29 protein-coding genes are annotated in these 21,259 nt (G+C 67.7%); 12 read left to right on the forward strand and 17 right to left on the reverse strand.

What is annotated here, in order from left to right; all coding sequences use genetic code 11:
* The first annotated feature begins 12 nt into the window (after positions 1-12).
* The 3 genes from MHN84_RS03810 to MHN84_RS03820 all read left to right on the forward strand — a co-directional run bounded on the left by MHN84_RS03810 (position 13) and on the right by MHN84_RS03820 (position 1,989).
* Complete coding sequence (locus MHN84_RS03810) at positions 13-864, forward strand: helix-turn-helix domain-containing protein (RefSeq protein WP_241203542.1); 852 nt, start codon at positions 13-15, stop codon at positions 862-864.
* Positions 861-1,418, forward strand: coding sequence for an isochorismatase family protein (locus tag MHN84_RS03815; RefSeq protein WP_241203303.1), 558 nt, complete (start codon positions 861-863; stop codon positions 1,416-1,418). Before MHN84_RS03810 ends, MHN84_RS03815 begins: the two co-directional genes overlap by 4 nt.
* Positions 1,419-1,536: 118 nt before the next feature.
* Positions 1,537-1,989 (forward strand): Hsp20/alpha crystallin family protein, encoded by a 453-nt coding sequence (locus MHN84_RS03820; RefSeq protein ID WP_241203304.1) that lies wholly within the window; start codon positions 1,537-1,539, stop codon positions 1,987-1,989.
* 56 nt (positions 1,990-2,045) lie between these two features.
* Here the strand turns inward: MHN84_RS03820 and MHN84_RS03825 are convergent, their stop codons facing one another.
* On the reverse strand, positions 2,046-3,479 hold the full coding sequence (locus MHN84_RS03825) for a HAMP domain-containing sensor histidine kinase (protein ID WP_241203305.1): 1,434 nt from the start codon (positions 3,477-3,479) through the stop codon (positions 2,046-2,048).
* Entirely contained in the window at positions 3,476-4,168 is a 693-nt protein-coding gene (locus tag MHN84_RS03830; RefSeq protein ID WP_241203306.1) for a response regulator transcription factor, read from the reverse strand. Before MHN84_RS03830 ends, MHN84_RS03825 begins: the two co-directional genes overlap by 4 nt.
* Before the next feature lie 130 nt (positions 4,169-4,298).
* On the opposite strand from MHN84_RS03830, the gene MHN84_RS03835 reads away from it, so the two are divergent.
* Complete coding sequence (locus tag MHN84_RS03835; protein ID WP_241203307.1) at positions 4,299-5,018, forward strand: hypothetical protein; 720 nt, start codon at positions 4,299-4,301, stop codon at positions 5,016-5,018.
* A 6-nt stretch (positions 5,019-5,024) separates the two neighbouring features.
* On the opposite strand, the gene MHN84_RS03840 is transcribed toward MHN84_RS03835, so the two are convergent.
* Both MHN84_RS03840 and MHN84_RS03845 read right to left on the reverse strand, forming a co-directional pair.
* Positions 5,025-5,621 carry a GNAT family N-acetyltransferase gene (locus MHN84_RS03840; RefSeq protein ID WP_241203543.1) on the reverse strand — a complete coding sequence of 199 codons (597 nt, stop codon included), beginning with the start codon at positions 5,619-5,621 and terminating at the stop codon, positions 5,025-5,027.
* Entirely contained in the window at positions 5,618-6,064 is a 447-nt protein-coding gene (locus MHN84_RS03845; protein WP_241203308.1) for a hypothetical protein, read from the reverse strand. The genes MHN84_RS03840 and MHN84_RS03845 overlap by 4 nt, the downstream gene beginning before the upstream one ends.
* 25 nt (positions 6,065-6,089) lie before the next feature.
* Here MHN84_RS03845 and MHN84_RS03850 point away from each other — a divergent pair, with 25 nt between their 5' ends.
* Positions 6,090-6,536 (forward strand): cupin domain-containing protein, encoded by a 447-nt coding sequence (locus tag MHN84_RS03850; protein ID WP_241203309.1) that lies wholly within the window; start codon positions 6,090-6,092, stop codon positions 6,534-6,536.
* Here the strand turns inward: MHN84_RS03850 and MHN84_RS03855 are convergent.
* Positions 6,526-7,251 (reverse strand): 3-keto-5-aminohexanoate cleavage protein, encoded by a 726-nt coding sequence (locus MHN84_RS03855; protein WP_241203310.1) that lies wholly within the window; start codon positions 7,249-7,251, stop codon positions 6,526-6,528. The two genes, MHN84_RS03850 and MHN84_RS03855, sit on opposite strands and share 11 nt — an antisense overlap.
* 182 nt (positions 7,252-7,433) lie before the next feature.
* On the opposite strand from MHN84_RS03855, the gene MHN84_RS03860 reads away from it, so the two are divergent.
* The 4 genes from MHN84_RS03860 to MHN84_RS03875 are packed head-to-tail and all read left to right on the forward strand — an operon-like array spanning position 7,434 to position 9,936.
* Positions 7,434-8,381, forward strand: a complete 948-nt coding sequence (locus tag MHN84_RS03860; protein WP_241203311.1) for a cyclopropane mycolic acid synthase family methyltransferase — start codon at positions 7,434-7,436, stop codon at positions 8,379-8,381.
* 50 nt (positions 8,382-8,431) lie between these two features.
* Positions 8,432-9,328: a cyclopropane mycolic acid synthase family methyltransferase gene (locus MHN84_RS03865; protein WP_241203312.1), complete on the forward strand. Its 897-nt coding sequence runs from the start codon at positions 8,432-8,434 to the stop codon at positions 9,326-9,328.
* 54 nt (positions 9,329-9,382) lie between these two features.
* Positions 9,383-9,592 (forward strand): DUF2945 domain-containing protein, encoded by a 210-nt coding sequence (locus MHN84_RS03870; protein ID WP_241203313.1) that lies wholly within the window; start codon positions 9,383-9,385, stop codon positions 9,590-9,592.
* Entirely contained in the window at positions 9,589-9,936 is a 348-nt protein-coding gene (locus MHN84_RS03875) for a DUF3140 domain-containing protein (RefSeq protein ID WP_241203314.1), read from the forward strand. Before MHN84_RS03870 ends, MHN84_RS03875 begins: the two co-directional genes overlap by 4 nt.
* A 70-nt stretch (positions 9,937-10,006) precedes the next feature.
* On the opposite strand, the gene MHN84_RS03880 is transcribed toward MHN84_RS03875, so the two are convergent.
* Positions 10,007-10,891, reverse strand: a complete 885-nt coding sequence (locus MHN84_RS03880; protein WP_241203315.1) for an amidohydrolase family protein — start codon at positions 10,889-10,891, stop codon at positions 10,007-10,009.
* 16 nt (positions 10,892-10,907) lie between these two features.
* Entirely contained in the window at positions 10,908-12,323 is a 1,416-nt protein-coding gene (locus MHN84_RS03885; RefSeq protein WP_241203316.1) for an aldehyde dehydrogenase family protein, read from the reverse strand.
* Between the two features lie 135 nt (positions 12,324-12,458).
* Between MHN84_RS03885 and MHN84_RS03890 the strand changes: the two genes are divergently transcribed.
* Positions 12,459-12,614, forward strand: coding sequence for a hypothetical protein (locus tag MHN84_RS03890; protein ID WP_241203317.1), 156 nt, complete (start codon positions 12,459-12,461; stop codon positions 12,612-12,614).
* A 59-nt stretch (positions 12,615-12,673) separates the two neighbouring features.
* Positions 12,674-13,090, forward strand: a complete 417-nt coding sequence (locus tag MHN84_RS03895) for a hypothetical protein (protein ID WP_241203318.1) — start codon at positions 12,674-12,676, stop codon at positions 13,088-13,090.
* On the opposite strand, the gene MHN84_RS03900 is transcribed toward MHN84_RS03895, so the two are convergent.
* The 8 genes from MHN84_RS03900 to MHN84_RS03935 form a co-directional block, all read right to left on the reverse strand.
* On the reverse strand, positions 13,078-13,794 hold the full coding sequence (locus MHN84_RS03900) for an SDR family oxidoreductase (RefSeq protein WP_241203319.1): 717 nt from the start codon (positions 13,792-13,794) through the stop codon (positions 13,078-13,080). The two genes, MHN84_RS03895 and MHN84_RS03900, sit on opposite strands and share 13 nt — an antisense overlap.
* Positions 13,787-14,740: a 3-oxoacyl-[acyl-carrier-protein] synthase III C-terminal domain-containing protein gene (locus MHN84_RS03905; protein WP_241203320.1), complete on the reverse strand. Its 954-nt coding sequence runs from the start codon at positions 14,738-14,740 to the stop codon at positions 13,787-13,789. The genes MHN84_RS03900 and MHN84_RS03905 overlap by 8 nt, the downstream gene beginning before the upstream one ends.
* Positions 14,737-14,985, reverse strand: coding sequence for an acyl carrier protein (locus MHN84_RS03910; protein ID WP_241203321.1), 249 nt, complete (start codon positions 14,983-14,985; stop codon positions 14,737-14,739). Before MHN84_RS03910 ends, MHN84_RS03905 begins: the two co-directional genes overlap by 4 nt.
* Positions 14,986-14,998: 13 nt before the next feature.
* Positions 14,999-15,253, reverse strand: coding sequence for a lipoyl domain-containing protein (locus MHN84_RS03915; RefSeq protein WP_241203322.1), 255 nt, complete (start codon positions 15,251-15,253; stop codon positions 14,999-15,001).
* Positions 15,250-16,230: an alpha-ketoacid dehydrogenase subunit beta gene (locus tag MHN84_RS03920; protein WP_241203323.1), complete on the reverse strand. Its 981-nt coding sequence runs from the start codon at positions 16,228-16,230 to the stop codon at positions 15,250-15,252. The genes MHN84_RS03915 and MHN84_RS03920 overlap by 4 nt, the downstream gene beginning before the upstream one ends.
* Positions 16,227-17,126 (reverse strand): thiamine pyrophosphate-dependent dehydrogenase E1 component subunit alpha, encoded by a 900-nt coding sequence (locus tag MHN84_RS03925; protein ID WP_241203324.1) that lies wholly within the window; start codon positions 17,124-17,126, stop codon positions 16,227-16,229. Before MHN84_RS03925 ends, MHN84_RS03920 begins: the two co-directional genes overlap by 4 nt.
* Before the next feature lie 190 nt (positions 17,127-17,316).
* Positions 17,317-18,669 carry an ammonium transporter gene (locus tag MHN84_RS03930; protein ID WP_241203325.1) on the reverse strand — a complete coding sequence of 451 codons (1,353 nt, stop codon included), beginning with the start codon at positions 18,667-18,669 and terminating at the stop codon, positions 17,317-17,319.
* 168 nt (positions 18,670-18,837) lie between these two features.
* Positions 18,838-19,680, reverse strand: coding sequence for a PHB depolymerase family esterase (locus MHN84_RS03935; RefSeq protein WP_241203326.1), 843 nt, complete (start codon positions 19,678-19,680; stop codon positions 18,838-18,840).
* Positions 19,681-19,775: 95 nt separating this feature from the next.
* Between MHN84_RS03935 and MHN84_RS03940 the strand changes: the two genes are divergently transcribed.
* A complete protein-coding gene (locus MHN84_RS03940; RefSeq protein WP_241203327.1) occupies positions 19,776-20,423 on the forward strand; it encodes an NAD(P)H-binding protein in 648 nt (215 codons plus the stop codon).
* 94 nt (positions 20,424-20,517) lie between these two features.
* Here MHN84_RS03940 and MHN84_RS03945 read toward each other — a convergent pair whose 3' ends face one another.
* Both MHN84_RS03945 and MHN84_RS03950 read right to left on the reverse strand, forming a co-directional pair.
* Positions 20,518-20,988: an SRPBCC family protein gene (locus tag MHN84_RS03945; RefSeq protein WP_241203328.1), complete on the reverse strand. Its 471-nt coding sequence runs from the start codon at positions 20,986-20,988 to the stop codon at positions 20,518-20,520.
* Positions 20,989-20,993: 5 nt separating this feature from the next.
* Entirely contained in the window at positions 20,994-21,251 is a 258-nt protein-coding gene (locus tag MHN84_RS03950; protein WP_241203329.1) for an antitoxin, read from the reverse strand.
* Positions 21,252-21,259 lie beyond the last annotated feature (8 nt).

Consider the following 21,259-nt stretch of genomic DNA (forward strand, 5'->3'; position numbering starts at 1 on the left):
GCCGTCGCACGGATGCTGGGCGTTCTCGGCGACGAGTGGAATCTGCTGATCATCCAGCAGACGCTGCTCGGGGCCACCCGCTATGGCCATTTCGTCGATGCGCTCCCCGTGTCGCACGCCGTGTTGTCCGGCCGGCTGCGCACCTTGGTCACCGAAGACCTGCTGGGCCGCCGCGAATACCAGACACATCCGACCCGTGTCGACTACACGGCCACGCCGAAGAGCCGCTCGCTGTGGCCGATGCTCACCTCGATCTGGGAGTGGGAGCGCACCTGGGTGCCCGACCATCCGCGCCCGCTGCCCGCCATGCGCCACACCACCTGCGGGACGCTGTTCACGCCGAGGTTGACCTGCCGATCGTGTGAGGCAGCCGTCGCGTCGGAGAAAGAGCTTGTGGCGCAGTGGGGTCCGAGTGGCAGCTGGGCGCGCTCGATCCCGTCGACGACGAACCGCCGCCGCTCGGCGGGGCGGCGCGCCGCAGTGCTGTTCCCGCAGACGATGACCGTCATCGGCGACCGGTGGGGATTCGCGCTGCTGGTGGCCGCGTTCGTCGGAATCGGCAGGTTCACCGACTTCCAGACCGAGCTCGGGGCGCCGCCGGCCACGATCTCCGGGCGGTTGGCCGTCTTCACCGCCGAAGGGATTCTGCACACGGTCGCCGGTCACTATGTGCTGACCGACAAGGGACGAGCGCTGCTTCCCGTCCTCGTCTGCGCGCTGGCGTGGGCACAGCGCTGGTACCCCGATCCCGACGGACCGGCCGTTCGCATCACCCACGTGTCGTGCGAGCACCGATTCCACCCGCGGCTCACCTGCGATCAATGCCTCGAGCCGCTGCGCGGGGCGCAGATAATGACGTCATGACCACGCTCGCGGACCGGACGACGACCGCACTTCTCGTCATCGACGTCCAGAACGACGTCGTCGGCGGCGCTTTCCGGCGAGACACCGCGGTGGCCAACATCGCTCGGCTGGTCGAGCGCGCGCGCCGCGAGGGGACGGCAGTCGTGTGGGTCCGGCACCACGACGATCAATTGCCCCACGGCAGCGCCGGCTGGCAGATCGTGGCGGAGCTCTCCCCCGCCGACGGCGAACCGATCGTCGACAAGACCTACGGCGACGCGTTCGAAGCGACATCTCTGGAACGCACACTGGCCGACCTCGGCGTGGGCCGACTCGTCGTGACCGGGGCGGAAACCGATGCGTGCGTGCGCAGTACGCTGCACGGCGCCTTCGTCCGGGGTTACGACGTCGTCCTCGTCGCCGACGCCCACACCGCAGGCGACAAGACGTCGTGGGGCGCTCCGCCGGTGCCCGCCGTCATCGATCACACGAACCTCTACTGGTCACATCAGGCCGCGCCTGGACGCGTCGCCGAGGTCATCCCCACCGACGCGATCGCGTTCGCCGACAGCTGACGGGACCCGCGAAAAGTTCTTGGCACTCTCCTGCGTCGAGTGCTAATCTCGCTGGTGCACAGTGATTTGGTCGCCCGCCAGGGTGGCGGGCTTCGGACGATGTAGGAGGTGGATTGCTGTGCTTCGCTTCGATCCGTTCAGTGACCTCGACGCTCTGACCCGGGGCCTGATGACCACCCAGACCGGTTCGAACCGGGTCCCACGTTTCATGCCCATGGACCTCTGCAAGATCGACGACCACTACGTGCTGACCGCCGATCTGCCGGGTGTCGATCCGGGCTCGGTCGACGTGAACGTCGACAACGGCACGCTCACCATCTCTGCCCACCGCACCGCCCGTTCCGACGAGTCGGCGCAGTGGCTGGCCAACGAGCGATTCTTCGGTGGCTATCGCCGGCAGCTCGCCCTCGGCGACGGGATCGACACGAGTTCGATCTCGGCGACCTATGAGAACGGCGTGCTGACGGTGACGATTCCTGTCGCCGAGAAGGCCAAGCCGCGCAAGGTGGAGATCCAGCACGCCGGCACGCAGGCGTCCATTTCTCCCACCACCGTCGACGCCGACCAGTAACAACCGACAACCGCTGCGGTCCAACCGGTTTCGCCCGGTTGGACCGCAGTCTCACATCAACCTCGCGGCAACGTCAGAACGAACCGCGCCCCCGGCCGATGGGCCACGTTCACCAGATCGCCGCCGTGCGCACGCGCGAGTGCTCGGGCGATCGCCAGGCCCAGCCCGGCGCCGCCGCGGTCACGGTCGCGCGCCTCGTCGAGCCGGACCAACCGCTCGAAGATCCGTTCCCGTTGATCGTCGGGAACGCCGGGTCCGGTGTCGGTGATGGTGAGCACGGCGCGATCACCCACCGCCCGGACATCGATGTCGATTGCCCCGCCCGCCGGAGTGTGCCGGCGGGCGTTGTCGACGACATTGGCGAGAATCTGCGCGATGCGCATGGGATCAACGACGACGGCCAGTGTCTCGTCACCACGTCGCCGAATCTGCAAACCGGGGGCGAGCACGGCGCTGCGGTCGCGCTCGGCGTCGGCCAGTGCCACCAGGTCGCACGGCTGCAGGTCGAGCGGTGACCCGGCGTCGATGCGGCTGAGGTCGAGCATGTCGGAGACCAGCCTCCCCGCCCGGCGGGCCTCGCTGAGCACCAGTTCGGCCCGGTGCCGCTGGCGTGCGGACTCAGGGTCGTCGTGCTGGATGGCAGACGACACGAGTTGATCTGCGGCGGCGTGGATTCCGGCGATCGGGGTGCGCAGTTCGTGGGCGGCATCGGCCAGGAATCGGCGGGTCGCGGCTTCCGCCTGCGCCGCGGCCTGCGCAGATTGATACGCGCGGTTCTCCGAATACTGCAACGCATCCACCATGATGTCGAAAGCTGCTGCGGCCCGGCCCAGTTCGGTTCCCGGGCGGTCCGGGCGCACCCGCCTGGCGCGGTCGCCAGAGGCGATCGACTCGGCGACCTGGGTCAGGCGGGTCAGCGGCAGCATCGTGGCGCGAGCGATCAGCGTCACGCCCAGCGCGGTGACCAGCAGCACGGCGATGCCCGCGACCACCATGAGGATGCGCAGTTGCCGTAGCAGCGCAGAGGTCGCGGTCGTGTCGGCGACCAGGATGAGCCGGCTGCCGTCCGGTAACCGATGGTCGATCACCGTCGCCGTCGCATCCGGCGGCGGGGGTGGCCGGCGCCCGTCGGGCGGCCCGGGTCCGCGATCACGCCCCGGCGGGCCGGGCGGGGGCGGCGGCGCGACGTCCTCGCCGATCGTGGTGTCCGGGTCGATCCCCGGATCGCCGTACCGCTCGCCGTCGACGGTGAAGACCGCGGCCCGCACACCGCCTCCGTCGACATCGGCGGCCCACTGGGACGGCGGAACCCCGGCGCGGGCCAACGCATCGACACGGGTGACACCGGCCTGCAGACGACTGTTGAGGTCCCGGCGGGCCTGAGCGCCGATCAGCACGTCGATGACCACGCCGAGGACGAGGAGCAGCGCTGCGAGAAAAACCAGGACGGCGATCACCACGCGCCGTTGCAGCGACGGCGTGGCGGTCATCGTGCCTGCAACCGGTAGCCGATGCCGCGCACCGTCTGCAGAATCCGCGGGCCGTGGGCCTCCATCTTGCGCCGCAGGCTGCTGATGTGGACGTGCACCAGGTTGTCGTCGTAGGAGGCGTACCCCCAGACCGCGTTGAGGATCTGGTGGGCGCTGACGATGCGGCCACGTTGATCGAGCAGGAAGTCCAGCAGCCGGAACTCGGTGGCGGTCAGATCGAGCGGGACGCCCGCGCGCGACGCGACGCCGGCGCCGCGGTCGACGACGAGGTCACCGGTCTGCACAGTGGCGGGCAGGCGCCCTCGGCGGCGCAGGACGGCACCGACCCGCGATATGAGTTCCGGCACCTCGAACGGCTTGACGACGTAGTCGTCGGCGCCGCCATCGAGACCGCGCAGCCGATCGGTGAGGCCGTCGCGCGCGGTCAGCATGATCAGGCCGACGTCGCCCCACTGGCGGATGACATCGGAGAGCGCGAAGCCGTCCCGCCCGGGCAGCATGATGTCCACGATCACCAGATCCGGTCGGTAGCCGTCGAGTGCACGCTCCAGGTCATGGCCGTCGACACGGCCATCAGCGGCGTATCCGGCATGCACGAGGGCTTCGACGACCATCTCGCGGATGGCTGATGAGTCTTCGACGACGAGCACGCGCGCCGCGGCACGGTCGGTGTCTGACGGGGCGCCCATGGATTCATTCTGGCCGGTGCTCGCTGAAGCGGGTCTGAAGAATCGCGCCATCGCCGCCGCTCTTCAGGTTGGCTTCATGACCAGGCCCTAGCGTCGCGCTCAGCTCGAGTTCCACGACGAAGGAGGACCCATGGCCGACGATGAACGCCCGCAGGAGGATCGGACGGACGAGCACATCGATGACACCCCGGCGACCGACCGCATTCCCGAATCCGCGCCGCACTACGCAGCTCCGGTCGCGGCCGCCGAGCCGAAGGCGCGGTGGGCGTCGGTGCGCGAACCCGCGCGCCGGCATCCCGTCGGTGTGGCCGTCGGCGCCGCCGCGGCCGGACTGGTGATCGGATTCCTGGGCGGCACACTCGCCGACGCCCATCCGACGATGTCCCTGTCGGTCGGCACCGCGTCGGTCGCGCAGCCTGCGCCGCCAGGTCCGGGATTCTGGGGCCCTGGTGGACCCGCCGGGCCGGGTGACCCGGGAGGACCGGGAGGACCGGGCTGGGGTCCTGGCGGACCGGGTGGACCACATGGTCACGACCACGGGCCGGGCGGGCCTGACCGAGGACCCGCAGGTCCGGGGGGACCGGGTGGGCCCGGTGGGCCGGGTGGGCCCGGCGGGCCGGGGCGCGACGGTGGGCCCGGTGGGCCTGGTGGGCCGGGGCGCGACGCTCCTCCGCCACCGCCTCCCGGGGGCCCCGACGCCCCCGGCGATCCGCGCGGTCCCGGCCGGGACGGCACCCCGCCTCCCCCTCCGGGTGGACCCGCCAGACAGGGACCGAGCTCCGCCGGCCAGGCGCCCGCTCCGAGCACGCCACCGCTACCCGCCGAACGGGGCGCGGCGCCCCAGGCGTGACCCGCGTCAGCCGTTGCGGTCCAACCGGAATCGCAGGTTGGACCGCACGGCCGGCCATTCGATGTCGAGAATCGAGTACACCACCGTGTCGCGCCGCGACCCGTCTGGCATCACCTGGTGGCTGCGCAGGATGCCGTCGAGTTTGGCGCCCAACCTCTCGATCGCGGCGCGGCTGTCCCGGTTGAAATGATGTGTACGCAATTCGACTGCGAGACAGCCCAACTGATCGAATGCGTGGCCGAGCATCAACAGCTTGGTCTCGGTGTTGACCGCGGTGCGCCGGGCTGAGGCGACGTACCAGGTGTGGCCGATCTCAAGGCGGCGATTCGGCCCGTCGACATTCAGGTAGCTCGATGATCCGACGATCGCACCCGAGCGGTCTCGCACCACGAACGTGAGCCCTGTCTGCGGATTCTGAACTGCCAGCCGGCCGGTCACCCACTGCGCCGCAGCCCCGGCCCTCGGCGCGGCGGTGAACCACAACGCGCCGAGCTCGCCGTCGGCGGCCAAAGCCTCGATCTCCGCGAGATGGTCGTCGCGCAGTGGTTCCAGGGACACCGCGCGCTCGCCGGTCAGCTGAACCGGCTCGACGAACCCGCTCATTCCCTGGCGCCGACGATCGCGGGCGAGCGCTTCCACGCCGCGAGCATGGTCCAGATCGAGAGCAACACCGCCGCGGCTGCCACCCCGCCGACGACGTAGAGACCGTAGGCGGCCGACACCGGCGGATACACGTAGAGCCGGTAGAACCACACCGCCAACACCACGATGATCACCGAAATAGCAAGCGCCGCAGTCGAAGCCATCCGTCCCGACACGCCACGGGCAGCCATGGCACCAGCCACCGCCAGCGTCGCCGCCAACAGCACGATCAGCTGTCCGACACCGAAACCGGGCGGCGGCACCGGCATCGCACCGGCGACGCCCCCGATCCCGTTGGCCCGTCCCCCACCTCCTGCCGACGAGCGCAACCACGGCAACCAGGCGCTCACCGCCACCACCAGCGCGCACACTGCCACCAGCCAGCCGGGACGGGCGCGAGACATGGGCAAAGACTACTAGGGTGAGCCGATGAGCGATCTCCCCGAATGGGCGCGTCGGCTGAACCTCTCTCCGCACCCAGAGGGCGGCTGGTTCACCGAGACGTGGCGCAGCGAGCTCACGGTGCCGGAGTCGGCACTGCCACCGGACTACACGGGAAGCCGCAACGCGGGCACCGCGATCCTGTTCCTGCTGATGCCCGGCCAACAGTCCGCGTGGCACACCGTGCGCAGCGCGGAACTGTGGCTCTACCACTTCGGCGGTCCACTGCTGCTCGACGTCGGTGCCGAACAGGACGGCGCCACCACCCATGTGCTCGGCACCGACATCCTCGCCGGTGAGCACCCGCAGTTCGTCGTGCCGCCCGGACATTGGCAGCGCGCGCGCCCTCAGAGCGACGACCCCTGTCTGGTCAGCTGCGTCGTCGTGCCCGGATTCGACTTCGCCGACTTCGCACTCGGGGCGCCTACCGACTGAGCAGATCGACTGCGGCGCAGACCAGCGCCGCGTTGCCGTCGGCCGCCGATCCGTCGGGCAGCCGCAGCGTGTCCTCCATCCCGATGCGGGCCTGCAGTCCGCGCGCCCCGGCGTGCTGCAGCAGCGGCCAACAACTCTCGTCGAGCCCGTGCAGAAGCACCGGCGCAGGGGAATCCGCCGCGGCAACCCGCGCCAGCACCTCGTCGGCCGTAGCGATGTCCCCGTCGGCGCCCATCTCGACCATCACCCGCAGGCAGTGGGCGGCCACCTCGGAGTTCGCCCACGCCTGCGCCGCGTCGGCGTGGAAGATTCCCGCCTCCACGCCGATACCGCGGGACAGAAGTAGCTCTGCCAATTCCGGCGAACCCGGTTCGTGCCAGTTCACCGATGCGAAATCGGGCAGCACCGACCAACTTTCGATCGCCTCCCGGCGCTGCTGGGCGTCCGGCAGCGCCCAGAAACCGGTCGTCACACCCAGCGGCAATCCGGGGGCGGCCTCGCGGACCGCGGTCACGGCCGAGGCCACATCATCGGCAAGGAGCGAGTCTGCTCCCCGGGCGTCCTTGGGGTGAAGGTGCACGGCCCGCGCCCCCGCGGCGTGGGCAGCCACCGCTTCGGCCGCCAGCTCCTGCGGCGTCACGGGGAGTCCCGGATGCTGATCAGGGGTTCGCGCGCCGTTGATGCAGGCCTTCAGGTAGAACGTGTGCTCGGCCATACCGACCATCTTGACGCTCCGGCCGTCGTTTGGCAGTTTTCCCCTTGGCTTTGCGCACGCCGCCTGTCGATGAGTGGCGGGGAAAGGTATGGTCAGCGGAGCCAGTTCGTGGCCGGGCGGGTCAGCAGCGTACCCGCGCCGTGGGCCGCAGGTGAATCTCGATCTCAGATGAGGATGGACGAATGTCGAACACCGAAACCGATCAGCCGCAGGGCACGGCCCAGTCGAAGTGGCTGTCGAAGTCTGCGTCGGACACCCGCGGCTCGGACAAGCAAGAGGTGCAGTTCCACTACGACATCTCCAACGAGTTCTTCAAGCTCTGGCAGGACCCGAACCAGGTCTACAGCTGCGCGTACTTCGAGAAGGACGATTACACCCTCGAGCAGGCCCAGATGGCCAAGATCGACCTGTCGCTGGGCAAGCTGGGACTGAAGCCCGGCATGACGCTGCTGGACATCGGCTGCGGCTGGGGCGCGACGATCATGCGGGCCGTCGAGAAGTACGACGTCAACGTCATCGGGCTGACGCTGTCGGAGAACCAGAAGGAACACATCGAGAACCACTGGTTCGCCAACTCGACCAGCAAGCGCAGCATGGAGGTGCGGCTGCAGCCCTGGGAGGAGTTCGAGGGCCAGGTCGACCGCATCGTCTCAATCGGCGCCTTCGAGCACTTCGGCTTCAACAAGTACGACGACTACTTCAAGAAGACCTACAGCTGGATGCCCGACGACGGCGTCATGATGCTGCACACGATCATCATTCCCGAGGATGAGGAGATCAAGGCCAAGGGACTGCCCCTGACCATGTCCAACGTGCGGTTCATCAAGTTCATCATGGACTACATCTACCCGGGCGGTCGTTTGCCGCTGGCGTCGATGGTGCGCGATCACGCGGTCAAGGCCGGCTACACGATCACCCGCGAGCAGCACCTGCAGCCGCACTACGTGAAGACCCTCGACACGTGGGCGTCTAACTTGGAGAACAAGAAGGACGAGGCCATCGAGATCACCTCCGAGGAGATCTACGAGCGATTCCTCAAGTATTTGCAGGGCTGCGCCAACCTGTTCCGCGACGGTTACACCGACGTCGCGCAGTTCACCTGCGAAAAGCAGGCATTGACGTCTGTGTAGTAATTTGAACGTTCGCCATCGGTGCGGATGAATTGGAGGTCGGTCGGGGAATGGGTAAGGGCGCTGCAGGGCAGTCCACGACGAAAAAGGACATGACGCCCCACTTCGAAGAAGTGCAGGCGCACTACGATCTCTCCGACGAGTTCTTCGGTCTCTTCCAGGATCCGTCGCGAACGTACAGCTGTGCCTACTACGAGCGCGACGACATGACGCTCGAAGAGGCCCAGATGGCCAAGATCGATCTCGCGCTGGGCAAGCTGAACCTCGAGCCGGGTATGACGCTGCTCGACATCGGCTGCGGCTGGGGCTCGGTACTCCAGCGGGCCGTGGAGAAGCACGACGTCAACGTCGTCGGCCTCACTCTGAGCCGCAACCAGTGTAAGTTCGCGCAGGAACTGCTCGACGGGCTCGACACCGACCGCTCCCGGCGGATTCTGTTGCGCGGCTGGGAGCAGTTCGACGAACCCGTCGACCGGATCATCAGCATCGAGGCGATCGAGGCGTTCCCTCAGGAACGCTACGAGCCGTTCTTCAAGATGTGCAGCAGCGTGCTGCCCGACGGCGGGCGCATGCTGTTGCAGGCGATCCTCGGCCATCCGCTGAAGAAGTGGCCGGAGATGGGCATCCCGATCACGATGACCGATTTGAAGTTCATGCGGTTCATCGCCAAGGAGATCTTCCCGGGCGGATCGGTGCCCGGCGAGGAGAACATCGTCGAGTTGTCCACCCAGGCCGGCTTCACCGTCGAGCAGACGCAATTCCTGAACGCCGATTATGTGCGGACGCTCGACACGTGGGCCGAAGCCCTCGAGGCCCATCACGACGAGGCCGTGGCCGCGACGTCCGAAGAGGTCTACCAGCGGTACATGAAGTACCTCGTCGGCTGCAGCGATTTCTTCAACCGCGGCATCAGCGAGCTCGGGCAGTTCACGCTCGTCAAAGCCTGACCGCGTCACCCTTCGGTCACGTCTGATCACGTGCCGGCCGGGTACCCGCAGCCCATGAGCGAACTGAACAAGGGCGACAAGGTCACCTGGCAGAGCCACGGCAACACCGTGAAGGGCACCGTGGAGGAGAAGATCACCTCCGATACCGAGGCGGCGGGTCGCACGGTGCGGGCATCCTCTGACGACCCGCAGTACCGCGTGGTCAGCGACAAGAGCGGCAATGACGCCGTGCACAAGCCCGAGTCGCTGAACAAGAAGTCGTGAGCGGCTCGAGCGAGAGCGACTCCGACACCTACGACGAGTTCTCCGATGCGGTCAACATGACAGCCTCGGAGATCGAGAAGTGGCTGGACACCGACGAATCGCAGGAAGTCGGGCAGAAGTCGTCGTCAGGCGGAGAGTCGACGGGGCACGAGAGTGGACGGCGCATCGTCGAGATCCTGCACACCAAGAAGGCCGAGCTGACCGACGACGACTACGCGCACATGCGCAAGGTGGTGGGCTACGTCAAGCGCCACCGTGCGCAGGGCCCGGACTCCGACGTCGAGCACAGCCGGTGGCGGTACTCGCTGATGAACTGGGGCCACGATCCGCTGAAGAAGTCCTGACAGCCCCGGCGAGCAGACGCGAAGTCGAGCCATCCAGGCCCTGAATACTCGAGTTCGCGTCTGCTCGCCGTCATGAGGTGACCCCGAGGACCCGCAGGGCGTTCTGCTTGTAGATCAACGGCAGCGCCGCCGGGTCGATGTCGAGTGTCTCGAAGTCGCGCCGCCACCGCTCGAGTCGCAGATACGGGTAGTCGGTCCCGAACAGCGCCTTGGTGCGCAGCTGCCGACTCAGCGCGTGCACCAGCTGCGGCGGGAAGTACTTGGGGCTCCAGCCCGACAGGTCGACATAGACGTTCGGCTTGTGCGTGGCGATCGCGATCTGCGCGTCGACCCACGGCACCGCCGGGTGAGCCATCACGATGGTCAGGTCCGGGAAGTCAGCTGCGACGTCGTCGAGCAGCATCGGATCGCTGTAGCGCAGCTTGATGCCGTATCCGCCGGGCAGTCCCGATCCCATCCCCGTCTGCCCGGTGTGGAACAGCGCGGGTACCCCGGCCTCGGCGATGGCGTGATAGATCGGGTAGTGGGCTCGGTTGTTGGGCTCGAACGCTTGCATGCTGGGGTGGAACTTGAAGCCTTTGACCCCGAAGTCGCGCACCAGTTCGTGGACGCGGTGCACGGCGTGGCGGCCCTGGTGGGGATCGACGCTGCCGAACGGGATCAATACGTCGTTGTTGCGCTCCGCACCCAGCACCAGATCTTCGATGGAGTTCGGTGTGTGTCGCATTCCGTGCCGGGCGTCGATCGTGAACACGACAGCGGCGGTGTTGTGCCGGCGGTACTGGTCGGCGATGGTGTCGACGCCGGCCACGATCCCCTGCGGCATCTTGAAATACTTCGCCGTCGCCTCTATCAGGACATCGTCGTATGCACGGTGACCGTGTCCGTCGATCTCGACGTGGGTATGGATGTCGATCGCCTCGATGCGATCGAAATCGATGCCATAGGTGTACATTTCGCAACTCACCCCGCTACGCCGAGATCACCGCCTTGATCTCGAGGTACTCGTCGAAGCCGAACCGACCCCATTCGCGGCCGTTGCCGCTGCGCTTGTAACCGCCGAACGGCGCCGCGATGTCGAAGGCGTGGTTGATGGCCACCGCACCCGCGCGGATGCGCTTCGCCACAGCGCGCGCCTGATCGGAGTCGGCACCGGAAACATAGCCCGCCAACCCGTAATCGGTGTCGTTGGCGATCGCGACCGCGTGGTCGAGATCGTCGTAGCCCAGGATGCACAGCACAGGCCCGAAGATCTCCTCCCGCGCGATGGTCATGTCGTTGGTGACATCGGCGAACACCGTCGGTTTGACGTAGTAGCCGGTGTCCAGTCCCTCGGGCCGCCCGGGTCCACCGGCGACCAGCGTCGCCCCCTCGTCGATACCCCGGCTGATCAGGCCCTGGATCTTCTCATACTGGGCCTTCGACGCCACCGGGCCGATGGCTCTCGTGTCCGCCGGGTCGCCGACGCGAACGGCGAGCGCCGCCTCTCTCGCGGCGTCGATGGCCTCGGCCATGCGGGTGGCCGGGACGAGCATGCGCGATGGCGCGTTGCAGCTCTGTCCGCTGTTCAACATCATCGCGGTCGTTCCGGCGGTGACACTGCGGGCGAACCGGTCGTCGTCGAGCACGATGTTCGGGCTCTTGCCACCGAGCTCCTGGGTCACCCGCTTGACCGTTGCGGCGGCGTTCTTCGCGACCTCGATACCGGCGCGGGTGGACCCGGTGAACGAGATCATGTCGATGTCGGGATGCGCCGACAGCGCCGCCCCCACCCCGGGACCGTCACCGAACACGAGGTTGTACACACCCGCGGGAACGCCTGCCGCAGCGAGGATTTCAGTGAAGATCTGAGCGGAGAACGGCGCCAACTCCGAGGGTTTGAGCACCATCGTGGCCCCGGTGGCCAGCGCGGGGAACACCTTGCAGGCGATCTGGTTGAGCGGCCAGTTCCACGGCGTGATGAGACCGCAGACCCCGATCGGCTCCCGGACCACCTGCGTGCTGCCCTGTTGCTCGGAGAACGCGAAGGTTTTCAGCGTCTCGATCGCCGAGAGCAGGTGCCCCATTGCGAGGTTGACCTGGGTTCCCCCGGCCAGGGACGGCGGTGCCCCCATCTCTTCGTGCACCGCATCGGCGAGGTCGCCGTGACGGCTGCGGTACTCGGTGAGGATCGCCGACAGAAGGTCGAGCCGGTCGTCACGGCTGGTCTGTGACCACGTGGCGAACGCCCGCCGCGCGGCTCCGACAGCGAGGTCCACATCGGCGGAGGAGCCCAACGCGATGCGGCCGGCGACGTTTTCGGTGGCCGGATCCTCGACATCGAGGGTGTTGGGCCGCAGCGGGGGAACCCATCGGCCGTCGATGTAGAACTCGAGATATTCGCGCATGACCCCACTGTTCCTCACCGCGTCGGAGTGGGGGGGTCTTCGGCGAAGGGAATCATCGGTTTGGTTTTGACGGATCTGGTAATTCCTTCTTTCGCAATTATGACGTGACCATGTCCTTCGAAGATCGGATTGACCATGATCGTGCTCGGCATCATCCTCCTGTTGATCGGCTGGTTCACCAGCCTGAATATCCTCACCACGATCGGCGGGATCCTCGTGGTGGTCGGAGTGGTGCTGTGGATTCTCGGCGCCGTGGGCCGTCCCGTCGGCGGGCGAAAAGTCTGGTACTAGCGGGCCGACACATGCCGCCAAAGCCCACGGGCTTTGGCGGCATGCGGCATCGTTGATCCATGACCCCTCAGAAAGTCCCCAGTCCCAAGGAGATCAGGGCGGCTGCGCAGGCTGCGGCCGACGCGGCCCAGACGGTCGCGTCCACTGCGATGCGCATTCCCCCGGCCTCCATCCAACTGGCTGCCGAGATGCCCGACCTGATCGAGAACCTGGCAGCGGCCACCGCGCGACTCAATGCGGTGATCGACCGCACCGAACGCTATCTGGCGTTGGCCGACCCCATGCTGCGCACGTTGGATGCGCTGCTCCCCCAACTGGAAGCGCTCGTGGCCACCGGCAACGACGTCTACCGCACGGTGTCGACGATGCCCGGTGTGTCGACGCTGGGCAGGTTCACCAACCGAGGCGCCGAGCCACCCCGCGAGGAGAAGCCGCCGCGGCGGCGCGCCTCGCGCTCCAAACCTCAGCCCACATAGATCGTCTCTCCGGACGTCGGCGGTGCGTCGATCGCCGCCACGACCGCGTCGGCGAACTCCGCCACCGTGGGTAGAGGTCCTGCGGCCCGCCGGGCCGCCACCGCATCCGGATCGGCGCGTTGCAGCAGCCGCAGCGCCACCGACCCTTCCAGCAGATCCCCCGACACCACGACGAACGTCACGCCCCGGGCGTCGAACTCGTCCTGCAGCGCCCGCAGCGCCGTCTCCCCGGCGTGCTTGCTCTCCGCCACTTCCGCGTAGCCGGCGATCGGCACCGGCCGCCGGCCGAAGAAGTGCGCGGGATGGCTGGTGACGAACACGATCACTCCCCCGCGCGGCATGATCGCCAACGCCCGGCGCGCAACGGCCAGCTGCGCGTCCCGATTGAGCCGACGGGCGTAACCGGCGGTCGCGTGACGCTCCAGACCACCGGAGGCGTTGAGCACCAACACCTTCAAGATTCCCAAGCGGGACACCTCGTCGAACATGGCGCCCACGGCGTGCTCGTCGCACAGGTCCGCCTGTACCGCCGTCGCGTCGGCACCGGCCTCACGCACCGCAGCGACGACCTCAGCGGCGCGGCGCTGCTTCTCCCGGTAGTTGACGACGACATGCCGGCCTTCGCGTGCCGCCCCGACGGCGACCCCGGCACCGACGCCGCGTGAGGCGCCGGTCACCACGACGACGTCGGGACGATCACCCATCGGGGTCGAGGCGAGCGGCGGTGGCGCCGGAGAGGTCGTAATCGACCATGACGCCGCCCCACGCCTCACCCGAGCCGTAAGCGACCAGCAGCGCGCGACCCTCGGTGGGAATCGCATTCTGCCGCAGCGATTCTCCCAGCGCCAACGGGATCGACGCCGCCGACGTGTTGCCGAAATTCTCGACGCAGTCGACGAACACGGCGTTCCCGATGTCGGCTTCGTCGCGGACCCGTTGCAAGATGCGGGAATTGGCTTGGTGACCGATCACGATGGCCGGTTCCACGTCACCCTCTTGGAGGAGCTTCGCCGTCTCGGTCATCGTGCGGACGGCGCGATGGTAGACGCGGATCCCATCGAGCTGGATACCCTGGCCCATCTGGCCGCGCATCAGATCCGCACCCGCGCCGTCGGATCCGGCGTGCCAGCGGTGCTTGCGGAACGCCGGTCGGGGGGCGAGCAGTACCGCACCGGCGCCGTCCCCGAACAGCGGGCCCGTGTTGCGGTCGGTCTTGTCCAGCATCCGCGACATCGCCTCGACGCAGCACACGATCACCGCCGAACCGTCGCCCCCGTCGCACAGGGACAATCCGGAGATCAGGCCGTAGATGAAGCCGCTGCACGCCGCGGACATGTCGAAAGCCAGGACGTCGTGCGGCAATCCGGCCTTGGTGGCCACTCGCTGGGCGATTCCCGGCACCGCCCCGCCGGCCGAGCTGCTGACCACCAACAGCGCGGAGATGCGCAGGTCCTGGTGACGGGCGACGAGCGGAGCGCACACCCGCGCGGCGACGTCGTCGAGGGCTTCGTCGTCGTCCATCCACCACCGTGCGGCGACGCCGGTGCGGCGGCGAATCCACTCGTCGGTGAGCCCGATGCTGTCGAAGAACGCGTTCGGGACGTGCTCTCCCGTTGTGGCCGTGACGATATCGACGATGCCGGCGTTCACGGTGTGCCGATCAGTCCCATGAAGTAGCTCTTGATGTCCGCGGGGCTGACACACTCGTCGAGCCGCTCGAGGTCTGCCTCGACGCTGAACTCCTTCTCCAGGAGTTCGGTGAGTTCAGCCACGTCGAGCGAATCGAGATCGAGATCCCAGACCGCCGTGGTGAAGTCGTCGACGCCGGCGTCGGGAGATCGACGCCGGACGATCTTGAGCATGATGGTGTTCATTCGTTCTTCGATGGATGACATCGCCTTCGACCTTTCACCGTCGCTCGTCGAGTTTGTACAACACCGCTCCTGATGTGGTGATCGACCGGGCACCGACCACTATTTCAACCACCGTGCCGGCCTTTTCGGCCATCAGATCGACACTGCTCTTGTCCGTCTCGAGAACGGCGACCACATCGCCGCGCTCGACGGCATCACCGACCGAGACCAGCCACTCCACGACCAGCGCATCGGTCAACCCGTGACCGAAGTCCGGGACGTGGATGTCGACCGTCGAATCCCCGCTCACCGGCACATCTCCTCGATCACGCTGACGATGGCGGGTTGATCGACCAGATGATCGGCCTCGAAATCCGCGGGCGGGTAGATGTGGCGCGCTGGCGCCAGCCGGCGTATGGGGGCAGTGAGGTCGGGCCAGGCTCGCTCGCCCACCGTCGCGGCCAATTCCGCACCGACACCGCAGAATTCGATCGCCTCGTGCACGATCAGCAGCCGCCCCGTCCGGGACACGGAGGCGAGCACCGTGTCGACGTCCATCGGCGCGATCCAGCGCAGATCGACCACCTCCACGTCGACCACGCCGGCCAGCTCGTCAGCTGCGGCGAGAACCTCTTCGAGCACCGCGCCCCAGCCTGCCACCGTGATGTCGGTTCCGGATCTGATCACGCGTGCCCCCAACGCGGACAGCGGTTGCGAGTTCGCCCTGGCCTGCCGTCTGCGATGCCAATACAGGCGTTTGGGCTCGAAGAAGATCACCGGTGCGCCGAGGTGGCATGAGTACTCGAGCATCGCCGCCGCGTCCTCCGGCGACGACGGATAGGCGACATGCAACCCCGGTGTGTGGGCGAACAGTGCCTCGTTGGATTCACTGTGGTGCTCGACCGCGCGGATGCCACCGCCGACGGGCACCCGCACCACCAGATGCAGGTCCAGCTCACCGTTCCACCGCGTGATCATCTTCGCTGCCTGCGTGACGATCTGGTTCATCGCCAGGTACACGAAACCGTCGAACTGGATCTCGCAGATCGGTTTCAAGCCCGCCATCGACATCCCGATCGCCTGCCCGACGATCGACGATTCGGCGAGCACAGCGTCGCGCACCCGGCCCGCGCCGAAGCGGCTCTGCAGCCCCCTGGTCACCCGGAAGACACCGCCCAGGCGTCCGATGTCCTGTCCCACGAGAACGACCGAACCGTCGCGTTCCATCAGATCGGAGAGGGCGCCATTGAGCGATTCGGCCAGGCAGCTGGGCCGCGGGGAGGTCATCGACCGAATGCCTCCACCATCGCACGGCTGTGCGCTTCGATGTCGCGGTCGACCCCGGCGAGCCACGCGTCGTCCACGACGCCGGTGCTGAACAGCCTGTCGCGGTAACGCTGTACCGGATCGTTGGCGACCGCCGCGGCCAATTCCTGCTCGTCGCGATAGAGCGTGTGGGCATCGGAGCTGCTGTGTCCCGCCGTTCTGGTGGTGTGCAGCTCGATCAGGCCCGGAGTACCGGTGGCCTCGACGTGTTCGCGCGCGGTGACACATTCCCGATAGGCGACATCAGGATCCTCGGCACGCACCGACCACGAGGTGATGCCGAACCCGCGGGCCCGCTCGGCGATGCTGGTGCGCATCTGTTCGTGGCTCGGCTTGGAGATCGCCCACCCGTTGTTCTGCACGACGAACAGCACCGGTACCGATTCGACCGCCGCGAGGTTCATCGCTTCCGAGACGTCGCCCTCGCTGGTCGCCCCGTCACCGAGGTAGACCACCACCATCTCCGATAGGTTCTGCAGCCGCCGGGCGATCGCGAAGCCGACTGCGTGCAGCGTCTGTGCGGCCACCACCAGCGTGTACGGAAAGAACCGGTGCCGGCGCGGATTCCATCCGCAGAAGGTACGGCCGGCCCACTGCGCCACCAGTCCGACGCCGTCGATACCGCGCACGATCGCAACGGCGTGTTCGCGATAACTCGGGAAGATGGTGGTCGATTCGCCGATCGCCATCGCCGACGCCACCTGCGCTGCTTCCTGGCCGTGGCACGACAGCCACAGATCGACCCGGCCCTGGTTCTGGAGACGCACCGCCTCTGCGTCCACGCCGCGTGCGACCAGCATGTGGCGCAACATCGCGCGGCTGGTCTGCACATCCACAGACGTTGCCAGATCGGTCAATTCAGCACCGTTCCTGTCGGCGTCAACGACTACGACCTACCCAATGGCATCCCGCGACCAGCCCCGGGGATGCGTAGAGGTGCTCGTTCACGCAACGCTGTGACTGACCTTCGGAACAAAATTCTTAGCCACTGTAACTTACCGCACCGTCGAATACACCGGGTGCATGAATTCAGGGCACCGCTTGCCGTCAGTCCGGCTGTGACGCCTGTTCGCCAGGGGCGGTCGACCGAGGCCGTGTCGATTCCGAGGTCGGCCCTCCGGTTCCGAACGCTGCCGTCCGGGGTGGGGCGCCGTGCCCGAGCGCATGGCCGTGAACACCCTCGGCATAGGCGGTTTCGGCGTGCTGCGAGAAGTCCACGCCGGACACCTCGTCCTCGGCGCTGATGCGGAAGCCGATCACCCTGTCGATCGCCTTGGCCAGAAGAAACGATGCGGCGAAGGCGTAGCCCGCGACGACGACGACCGCCACCGCCTGCTTGCCGAGCTGACCGACGCCGCCACCGTAGAACAGACCGCTCGCCCCGCCCGTCATCGTGGCGGACGCGAGAAGCCCGATGAGCACGACCCCCACCACGCCCCCGACGAAGTGCACCCCGACGACGTCGAGGGAATCGTCGTATCCGAAACGGAACTTCAAGCCGATGGCGAAGGCACACACCACGCCGGCGACCAGACCCACCACCGCGGCACCGAACGTGGTGACGGTCCCGCACGATGGCGTGATCGCGACCAGGCCGGCCACGACGCCGGATGCCGCGCCGAACGTCGTCGGCTTGCCGTCGCGAATCTGTTCGACCGTGAGCCACCCCAGCATGCCCAGGCAGCCGGCGACCAAGGTGTTCAGGAAGATCGCGGCGGCGGTCCCGTTGGCGGCCAGGGCGGAGCCGGCGTTGAAACCGAACCACCCGAACCACAGCAGGCCCACGCCGAGTAGGACGAACGGCAGGTTGTGCGGGCGCATCGCCTCCTTCTTGAAGCCGATGCGCGGCCCCAGGACCAGGGCAAGCGCCAACGCCGATGCGCCCGAGACGATCTCGACGACCAACCCGCCGGCGTAATCGAGCACACCCCAGCGCATCAGCCATCCGCCGGGTGCCCACACCCAGTGCGCGACAACCGAATACACCACGATCACCCACAGCGGGACGAAGACCACCCACGCCGCGAACTTGGCCCGATCGGCGATCGCGCCACTGACCAGTGCGGCCGTGATGATCGCGAAGGTGAGCTGGAACGTCACGAACAGCAGCTCGGGAACCTGCCCGTGCACGGTGTCTGCGGTGATCCCGCCCAATCCGAGGTGGGACAGACTGCCGATCACCCCGCCGGCGCGGCTGTCGGAGAACGCCAGGCTGTAGCCGGCGAGCAACCACGTCACCGTGACCAATGGGATCGCGATGAAGCTCATCATGATCATGTTGAGCACGCCGGTGGTGCGGACCATCCCGCCGTAGAAGATCGCCAGACCCGGCGTCATCAACAGCACCAGGGCGGTGCTGGCCAACAGCCAGGCGGTCGCTGCGGGATCGATCTGATTCACGTTCGCACTCCTTCGGGCGGTCCCGAACGAGGATGTCGGCCGCTCGTTTCGGCAAAGCGGCGATCATGTTTCCGGCATGTTTCGCGCGGTCCCGCCCGCATGCACCCGTCTCACCCGCCGGGATCACGCCCGGCGCGGCGGGGTGCGTCGCGCCCGGCTACCCGGCGGTCAGCGCCCGTGGGCGGCGAAGAAGTCGGCGCCCGCCTGGCCGGCGTCGTAGCCGAATCCGGTGGGCCAGACGTGCCCGCCGCCGCCGATGATCACGAACTCGACCGCCGTGCCGTCGGCGCAGCCGATCGACGATGACCGACCCGGTGCGTCGACGGGCGGAGGGCATCCGTCGATGGCACGCCAGCGATTGACCAGTTCTGGTGCGGAGACGATCACGCTCGGCCCGCCTCGGCCGACCATCGGGCCGCCGCCGAACGGGACCACTGGATCGGCATCGCCGTGTACGGCGAGCACGGACACCGGCCGCGACGGCGCGCACGGCACCGTCGCACCGAGCGTCCCGGCGACCGACACCACGGCGGCGACCAGATCGGCGCGCTCACAGGCCAGCCGCTGGGCCATGAAGCCGCCGGCCGACATGCCCGTGACGAACACCCGGCCCGGGTTGACGCCGTACTCGCCGGTGAGCTGCGTGATCAACGCGGAGAGGAACCCCACGTCGTCGACGCCCTGCCGCTCGGGGACCGAACCACCGCGGCCGTCCGCCCAGCTCATGTCGACGCCGTCCGGGTACGCGACGACGAAACCGTGCCGGTCGGCGATGGCGTCGTAGTTGGTCCACGCCTCCTGGTCACGGCCCGTCTGCCCCGCACCGTGCAGGTTGATCACCAGGCCGGTGACGGCGCCAGGGGGCACGTGCACCGAGTAGGTGCGCTGCAGACCGCCGACCTGGAGGCCCTGCGCCGGCCCGGGAGCGGCGGAGGCCGGAACGGCGGATGCGACGACGGTGACCACCGATGCGGCCAGCGCGGTCAGGACACGGACGACTGCCAAATGCACGGGCGCCAGTATCGACCCGACGGTTTCGCCCGGATCACGCCGGGGCACGGTGGTACACACGCACACCAGTGTCCCCGACCGAGGAGGAATCGACGATGCAGGTTGTCATCGCAGGCGGTCACGGCAAGATCGCAGTGATCACCGAACGGCTGCTCGCCGCGCGCGGCGACCAGGCCGTGGGATTGATCCGCAACCCGGACCATGCCGCCGACGTGGAGGCCACCGGTGCCCGAGCGGTCGTGGTCGACCTCGAGAGCGCGACCGTCGACGAGGTCGCCGGCCACCTGGCCGGCGCGGACGCCGTGGTGTTCGCTGCCGGCGCGGGCCCCGGCAGCGGCGCCGCACGGAAGCAGAGCGTCGACCGGGATGCCGCGATCCTGTTGGCCGACGCCGCCGAAGCGGCCGGTGTGCAGCGCTACGTGATGATCTCGGCGATGGGTGCCGACGCCGACACACCCGATGACGCAGCCGACGACGTCTTCGTGGCCTACCTTCGCGCCAAAGGCGCCGCCGACGACGAAATACGTTCGCGGACAATCCTTTCGACGACCATTGTGCGGCCAGGCCAGCTGACCGACGACGCACCGTCCGGGCGGGTCACGATCGCCGAGAGCACCGGCCGGGGCAAGATCGCGCGGGCAGATGTCGCGGCGGTCATCGTCGCGGTGCTCGACGCACCGGCGACCGCGGGCCGCACGTTCGAAGTGATCGCCGGGGACACCCCTATCGCCGACGCGCTCTAGCCGACTCCCGCGAGCAGACGCGAACTCGAGCTTTCTGGGGCCTCCTCAGCTCGAGTTCACGTCTGCTCGCCGGCAGAACTCTCGCGGCAAGAACTCAGGAGGGCGCGAACACGGCCTTGAAGCGGTTCAGCGACTCCTGGATGTCGCTCTGCAGCGCGCTGGCCACCACCATGCCGATGGGACCGAACAGCGCAGGCCCGCCCAGATGCACGTCGAACTGCACGTTCGAGCCGACGGGAATGTCTGTGCCCGTGTCTGCGCGCGTGCCTGCGGCGGGCCGCACCTTGCCGATCAGCTTCACCTTGACCCCGCCGCGCCCGACGCCGTTGAGCGTCATGGCCTCCGGCGGCTTGAAGTGCACGACCGTCCACGAGATGCGGTTGAGCATGCCTTTCACTTCGACGATCGAGTCGAGTGTCGTGCCCTTGTCGATGGTGTCGGGCAGCGGCGAGCGCCACATCCGGTGGATGGACAACCATTCCTTGAAGCGGGACAGATCCGACGCGCTCTCCCACGCCTGTTCGGGCGGCAGAGGCACGTCGACGGACACCGAGAGCTTTGCCATCGGCGTTACGACACCGGAGGCGCCGTCGGAGGCTCCTGCTGCGGCGGAACCGGCGGCTTGGCCGTCCCGGGCTGACCGGGGGCGCCGGGCTGTCCGGTCTGGTCGCTGACGGCCTTCTTGGCGGCGTCCTGCACCTTGTCGACAGTCGAGGCGTACTTGCCCTGCGTCTTCTTGTCCACGAGGTCACCGGCCTTGTCGATCACGGTGTCCACTTTGTCGGCGTTCTTGGAGAGAAGATCTTTCGCCTTGTCCAAAAATCCCATGCCCCCGA

It is taken from the genome of Mycobacterium sp. PSTR-4-N, from assembly GCF_022348085.1.
In the GTDB taxonomy this organism is placed as follows: domain Bacteria; phylum Actinomycetota; class Actinomycetes; order Mycobacteriales; family Mycobacteriaceae; genus Mycobacterium.